The sequence below is a fragment of the Streptomyces sp. PU-14G genome (assembly GCF_041028275.1).
In the GTDB taxonomy this organism is placed as follows: Bacteria; Actinomycetota; Actinomycetes; order Streptomycetales; family Streptomycetaceae; genus Streptomyces.
On sequence record NZ_JASKYT010000405.1, the window covers coordinates 1 to 5,682 of the forward strand.

6 protein-coding genes are annotated in these 5,682 nt (G+C 70.6%); 5 read left to right on the forward strand and 1 reads right to left on the reverse strand.

Features of this window, described 5'->3' with window-relative positions:
- Positions 1 to 168 precede the first annotated feature (168 nt).
- The 3 genes from AB8Z75_RS30020 (at position 169) to AB8Z75_RS30030 (ending at position 2,983) form a co-directional block, all read left to right on the forward strand.
- Positions 169 to 1,101: a 1-aminocyclopropane-1-carboxylate deaminase/D-cysteine desulfhydrase gene (locus AB8Z75_RS30020; RefSeq protein WP_369207473.1), complete on the forward strand. Its 933-nt coding sequence runs from the start codon at positions 169 to 171 to the stop codon at positions 1,099 to 1,101.
- A gap of 518 nt (positions 1,102 to 1,619) precedes the next feature.
- Positions 1,620 to 2,033, forward strand: coding sequence for an anti-sigma regulatory factor (locus AB8Z75_RS30025; RefSeq protein ID WP_369207475.1), 414 nt, complete (start codon positions 1,620 to 1,622; stop codon positions 2,031 to 2,033).
- A 56-nt stretch (positions 2,034 to 2,089) separates the two neighbouring features.
- Positions 2,090 to 2,983 carry an RNA polymerase sigma factor SigF gene (locus tag AB8Z75_RS30030; protein ID WP_245979648.1) on the forward strand — a complete coding sequence of 298 codons (894 nt, stop codon included), beginning with the start codon at positions 2,090 to 2,092 and terminating at the stop codon, positions 2,981 to 2,983.
- A gap of 152 nt (positions 2,984 to 3,135) precedes the next feature.
- Here AB8Z75_RS30030 and AB8Z75_RS30035 read toward each other — a convergent pair whose 3' ends face one another.
- Positions 3,136 to 3,570, reverse strand: a complete 435-nt coding sequence (locus AB8Z75_RS30035; protein WP_369207480.1) for a hypothetical protein — start codon at positions 3,568 to 3,570, stop codon at positions 3,136 to 3,138.
- 107 nt (positions 3,571 to 3,677) lie between these two features.
- Here AB8Z75_RS30035 and AB8Z75_RS30040 point away from each other — a divergent pair, with 107 nt between their 5' ends.
- Together AB8Z75_RS30040 and AB8Z75_RS30045 are read left to right on the forward strand one after the other, a co-directional pair.
- Positions 3,678 to 4,646: a diacylglycerol kinase family protein gene (locus AB8Z75_RS30040; RefSeq protein WP_369207477.1), complete on the forward strand. Its 969-nt coding sequence runs from the start codon at positions 3,678 to 3,680 to the stop codon at positions 4,644 to 4,646.
- A 316-nt stretch (positions 4,647 to 4,962) separates the two neighbouring features.
- Complete coding sequence (locus AB8Z75_RS30045; protein ID WP_016469673.1) at positions 4,963 to 5,226, forward strand: WhiB family transcriptional regulator; 264 nt, start codon at positions 4,963 to 4,965, stop codon at positions 5,224 to 5,226.
- Positions 5,227 to 5,682: the final 456 nt, after the last annotated feature.

Below are 5,682 nucleotides of genomic sequence, written 5' to 3' on the forward strand. Positions count from 1 at the left end.
GACGAGCTGCGGGAGCGGATCGCCGCTCGGCTCAGGTGAGGCGCGCCGCCGGGCGGGCGGACGCGGGTTCCCCGGCCGGGCAGGCGGACGCGGGTTCCCCCGCCGGGCGGGCGGACGCGGGTTCCCCCGCCGGGCGGGGCGGGCGCGGGTGGTGCTCACAATGGAGGGGTGGCACCCGAGTCCAGCCCCGGCGCTGATCCTCTCGACGCGCTCGCTCCGCGTCTTCCCTCCCCTCTCCAGGAGGTCGAGGACGAGCGGTTCGCGCGGCGGGGGGTGCGGCTGCTCCTCAAACGGGACGACCTCATCCACCCCGCACTCGCGGGTAACAAGTGGCGCAAACTCGCCCCCAATCTGCGGGCGGTGGCCGAGACCGGTCATCGACGGCTGCTGACCTTCGGCGGCGCCTACTCCAACCACCTGCGGGCCACCGCGGCGGCCGGGCGGCTGCTCGGGCTGCGCACGGTCGGGGTGGTGCGCGGCCAGGAGCTGGCCGACCGGCCGCTGAATCCTTCGCTGGCCCGCTGCGCCGAGGACGGCATGCTCCTGCACTTCGTCACGCGCTCCGCCTACCGCCGACGTGCGGAGCCCGCGTTCCACGAGGAGTTGCGCGAGCGCTTCGGACAGTGCGCCGTCGTACCGGAGGGCGGCAGCAACGCGGCGGCCGTGCGCGGGTGCGTCCTGCTGGGTGAGGAACTGCGCTCACGCACCGACGTAGCTGCCGTCGCCTGCGGCACCGGCGGCACCCTCGCGGGCATGGCAGCCGGTCTTTGCGCAGGTCAGCGCTGTCTCGGCGTGCCCGTACTGAGGGGCGGCTTCCTGGGCGGCGAGGTGCGTGCGCTCCAGCGCGAGGCCTTCGGCGGACCGCGCGGCGACTGGCGGCTCGACGAGCGTTTCCACGAGGGCGGCTATGCGAAGGTGAGCGCGCGGCTGGCCGACTTCGCGGAGGACTTCGCCGCGCGGCACGGGCTGCCCCCACTGGAGATGATCTACGTGGCCAAGCTGCTCCTCGCCCTCACCGCGCTCGCCGAGGAGGGCGCCTTCGCCCGGGGAAGCACCGTGACGGCCGTCCTGACCGGGCCCTCATGGAGCCCGACACGGTGACACTGAGTGAGAATTCGCCTCACTCTCGGTGACTGTACGCTCACCGCCTCCCGGCCCGTCCTCACGCACGGTAGTCATGGCAGTCGCCCCTCGCGCCACTCGAATTCACGGCCGGGTCACCCACAGGGGCGGGTTTCGGCCCTTGTCCGAGGGTGTGCTTCCAGGGGCTATGAACGCAACGGGTGACGGGTATTGACTTGGCAGGCCCTCTCATCGGCGCCTCCCGGCCCGTCCTCGGGCACCCAGGGTGTTCGCCGGGCGTGAGGACCTGGCCCGGGACAGTCGCTCGCGACTACCCCGGGCGCCAACACAGCGTAGTCACAAAGGAATTGGGGTCCTCAACCCCTAGCCACAGAAAGTACCCATGTGTTTACTATGGGTGACGCTCGCGGGTTGAGGCGGCAACGATCGGTGCGTGCGGCATCGTGAGACGGATCGCGATAGCGTCGCTGACGAAACGAACCAACAGCCGCGCCGGCCGCGAGGCCCAACCGGCTCGTGTCACCTTGGAGGTGAGGGTGTCCCAGATCGCAGGCGACCCCGCGTCGCAGGACTTCGTCGAGGTCCGGCTGCCGGCCGCGGGTGCCTATCTGTCGGTGCTGCGGACGGCCACCGCCGGGCTCGCGGCCCGCTTGGACTTCACCCTCGACGAGATCGAGGATCTGCGGATCGCCGTGGACGAGGCGTGCGCGATCCTGCTCCAGCAGGCCGTCCCCGGCTCCGTGCTCAGTTGTGTCTTCCAGCTCGTCGGCGACTCGCTGCACGTCACCGTCGCGGCGCCGACGACCGATGGCCGGGCACCCGAACGCGACACCTTCGCGTGGACGGTGCTCTCGGCCCTGGCCGGTGAGGTGGGTTCAGCAGTGTCGGATGACCGTACGGTGAGCATCAGCCTGCACAAAAAGCGCGGTGCGGGGCCCGGAGCGTCGTGACCGAGCACGAGGCAAGTCAGACGTGGTCAGGCCGCCCGGGGGCGGTCTCCCGGGGCATTCCCGAGCAACAGCCCCGTCCGCACCCGGCCGACCCCAGCATGCAGCGACCCAGGCAGGCGAAGCGGGCGGACGCCATGAACCAGCAGCAGCACGAGCGGCGCGGGCGAGCGGCCCACGGCGACTCCCGCGGGCTCGACCCGCAGGATCGCGACGGTGCGCGCGCCCTGTTCATCGAACTGCGCAAGCTGCCTGACGGGCCCGAGCGCGCCGAGCTGCGCAACCAGCTGGTACGCATGCACCTGCCCCTGGTCGAGCACCTGGCCCGCCGGTTCCGCAACCGCGGCGAGCCGCTGGACGACCTGACGCAGGTCGCGACGATCGGCCTGATCAAATCGGTCGACCGTTTCGACCCGGAGCGCGGCGTCGAGTTCTCGACGTACGCGACACCCACGGTCGTCGGCGAGATCAAACGCCACTTCCGTGACAAGGGCTGGGCCGTGCGCGTGCCCCGCCGCCTCCAGGAGCTGCGGCTCTCGCTCACTTCCGCGACCGCCGAGCTCTCCCAGCAGCACGGGCGCGCCCCGACGGTCCACGAGCTGGCCCAGCGGCTGAAGATCTCCGAGGAGGAGGTGCTGGAAGGGCTGGAATCGGCCAACGCCTACAGCACTCTCTCGCTCGACGTGCCCGACACCGACGACGAGTCGCCGGCCGTCGCCGACACCCTCGGCGCCGAGGACGACGCGCTGGAAGGCGTCGAGTACCGCGAATCACTCAAACCGCTGCTGGAGGAGCTGCCGCCGCGGGAGAAGAAGATCCTGCTGCTGCGGTTCTTCGGGAACATGACCCAGTCGCAGATCGCACAGGAGGTCGGCATCTCGCAGATGCACGTCTCCAGGCTCCTCGCCAGGACCCTGGCCCAGCTGCGGGACCGGCTGCTGGTGGAGGAGTGACCCTCCTCCCCCTCCCTCCTCCTCCGTCCCCCGGTACTCAGGCGCCGGGGGCACCTCCCGGCCGCGGGCTGGGGAAAGGTCGAGAAACGGGCCTGGCCGGCCCTTGAGTGCGAGTACGGCAACCGGCGATCGGGGGGAGGGGCCGGGGCCACTCACCTCGGGCCGATGCCCAGGGCCTCCGTCGCCTTCGGGTTGACGAGGCACGCCAGCACGGCGACGGCGGCCAGCGCCAGCGCCACGGCCGCGGCGACCAGCCCGCCCCCGTTCTGCGCCATCTGCCAGGCGACGGGCAGGGCGAGCAGCTGGACGATCATCGAGGGCCCGCGGCTCCAGCGGCGTCTGCGCCACAGCCCGCGTGCCGCGGCCAGGGGCAGCGCGGACAGGGCGAGGACCGTCACGGCGAGGGTGGCGGCCTGCACCATGTCGTCGGGGCTGCCGGTGGCCAGCAGCACGAGCGAGAAGAGGCCGAACGCCGCGACGACCACACCTTCGACGCCGGTCACCACGGCCGCCGCCACGATCCTGCGCGGCCCCGGCGCCTTCGTCCCCGTGTCGTCCCGGTCGTCCTCCCGGTCGTCCCTGTCCATGGACTCTTCCGTATCCGTCTCGGTCACGCTCTCGCTCACACAGGAAGCGTAGCCCTCCGGAACCGGTGGGACTGGGCCCCGTACCGCGGGGTAGGTACGCTCACCCCATGCGCGCACTCCTCGTGGTCAACCCGGCAGCAACCACCACCAGCGCACGCACCCGCGACGTGCTGGCGCACGCGCTGGCCAGCGATCTCAAGCTGGAGATCGCCACCACGGAGTACCGCGGACACGCCCGCGACCTGGCACGTCAGGCGGCGCAGGGCGGCACGACCGAACTGGTCATCGCGCTGGGCGGGGACGGCACGATCAACGAGGTCGTCAACGGGCTGCTGCACGAGGGCCCCGATCCGGAGCGGCTGCCGCGGCTGGCCGTGGTGCCGGGCGGGTCCACCAACGTCTTCGCGCGCGCCCTGGGCATGCCGAATGATGTGGTGGAGGCCACAGGGCATCTGCTGGACGCGCTGGAGTCGCGTACGGAGAGAACCGTCGGGCTGGGGCTCGCCGGGGGCGTGCCGGGGAGTGACGACGCGGAGATCCCCGCGCGCTGGTTCACCTTCGCCGCCGGGTTCGGTTTCGATGCCGGGGTGGTCGGCAGGGTGGAGCAGCAGCGCGAGCGGGGCAAGCGTTCGACGCATCCGCTGTATGTGCGCCAGGTCGTACGGCAGTTCCTGCACGAGCCGCACCGCCGGCACGGCACGATCACGCTGCGGCGCGAGGACGCCGAGCCGGTCGGTGACCTGGCGCTGTCGATAGTCTGCAACACCGCCCCCTGGTCGTATCTGGGGAACAAACCGCTGTACGCGGCGCCGGAGGCGTCGTTCGACACAGGCTTGGACGTGCTCGGTCTCAAGCGGCTGACCCCGCTGGCGGTAAGCCGTTACGGGACCCAGTTGCTGGCCTCCAGCCCCGAGCGGGGGCCGCGCGGCAAGCACGCGGTGACACTCCACGACCTCACCTCCTTCACCTTGCATTCGCAGGTTCCCTTGCCGTTTCAGATGGACGGTGACCACCTGGGACTGCGTACGAGCGTGAGCTTCACAGGCGTACGGCGTGCACTGCGTGTGATTGTGTAAGTGGAAGGCCCGAAAGTCCTTCCACTCGAACGTTTAGACCAGGATCCACCCCCTGGAATGACGGCTGTGAGCTAGCCGACACCAAGGATTCAAAAAAAAGTTTCCGGAAGGGGTTGTATCCGCCGCCGAGGTTTGCGAGTCTCTTCATGGCGATCGGGACGGCCCGTCAACAGGGCCCCCTTGAGAGCCGGAATCCCCTCCCCTAACTCCAGTGGGACCCGCATCACAGTTGATGAGGCCCCACTTCCCACGCGGAGGGATTCGTGAAAGCGTTCACATTCACAAGCAAAGCCACACACGAGGAGAGGTAGCAGCCATGGACTGGCGTCACCACGCCGTTTGCCGCGAGGAAGACCCCGAGCTGTTCTTCCCCATCGGCAACACTGGTCCCGCGCTGCTGCAGATCGAGGAAGCCAAGGCCGTCTGCCGCCGCTGCCCCGTCATGGAGCAGTGCCTGCAGTGGGCTCTGGAGTCCGGTCAGGACTCCGGTGTCTGGGGTGGCCTCAGCGAGGATGAGCGTCGCGCGATGAAGCGCCGCGCCGCCCGCAACCGGGCGCGGAACAACGCCGCGACCGCCTGACGCCCAGCCCTGCACCAGCTGCACCCCCGAGACGCAGCGCGCAGTGCCCTCGGAGCGCCTAGCAGCAAGCAGAGCGCCCGCACAAACGCAGAGCGTACAGCGCTGAGCCCCCGAGTCCGTGCCCAACGGACCGGGGGCTCAGCGCATTTCGCCTCCGGCCGGGACGCCTCCGGCGGGGTGGCCGACGTCCCGCTTGCGACTGTCGGGAGTGCCCGCTTGCGGCCGTCGAAGGGCCGCCGGACCCTCGCCGTCGTAGCTGATCGCCGCTGCGGCGGGAAGGGGTGGCGCCCCGAAGGGGCGCGGGGAACGGCGCGGCCAACCACACCCCACCCGMRGACCGCACACCGCGGCCAGTGGCACCCCTTCCCGGAGCAAGAGCCGCAGGAAAGCCCTAGGGCCTGTCTGATAATTGATCTTGTGGTGGGTCGTGGTGAGCTGACGGATGCGGCGTGGGAG

Bases quoted from the DNA above. Each gene is read 5' to 3' on its own strand.
- AB8Z75_RS30045 (WP_016469673.1), top strand. From the start codon at position 4,963: ATGGACTGGCGTCACCACGCCGTTTGCCGCGAGGAAGACCCCGAGCTG.
- AB8Z75_RS30035 (WP_369207480.1), bottom strand. From the start codon at position 3,570: ATGGACAGGGACGACCGGGAGGACGACCGGGACGACACGGGGACGAAG.
- AB8Z75_RS30040 (WP_369207477.1), top strand. From the start codon at position 3,678: ATGCGCGCACTCCTCGTGGTCAACCCGGCAGCAACCACCACCAGCGCA.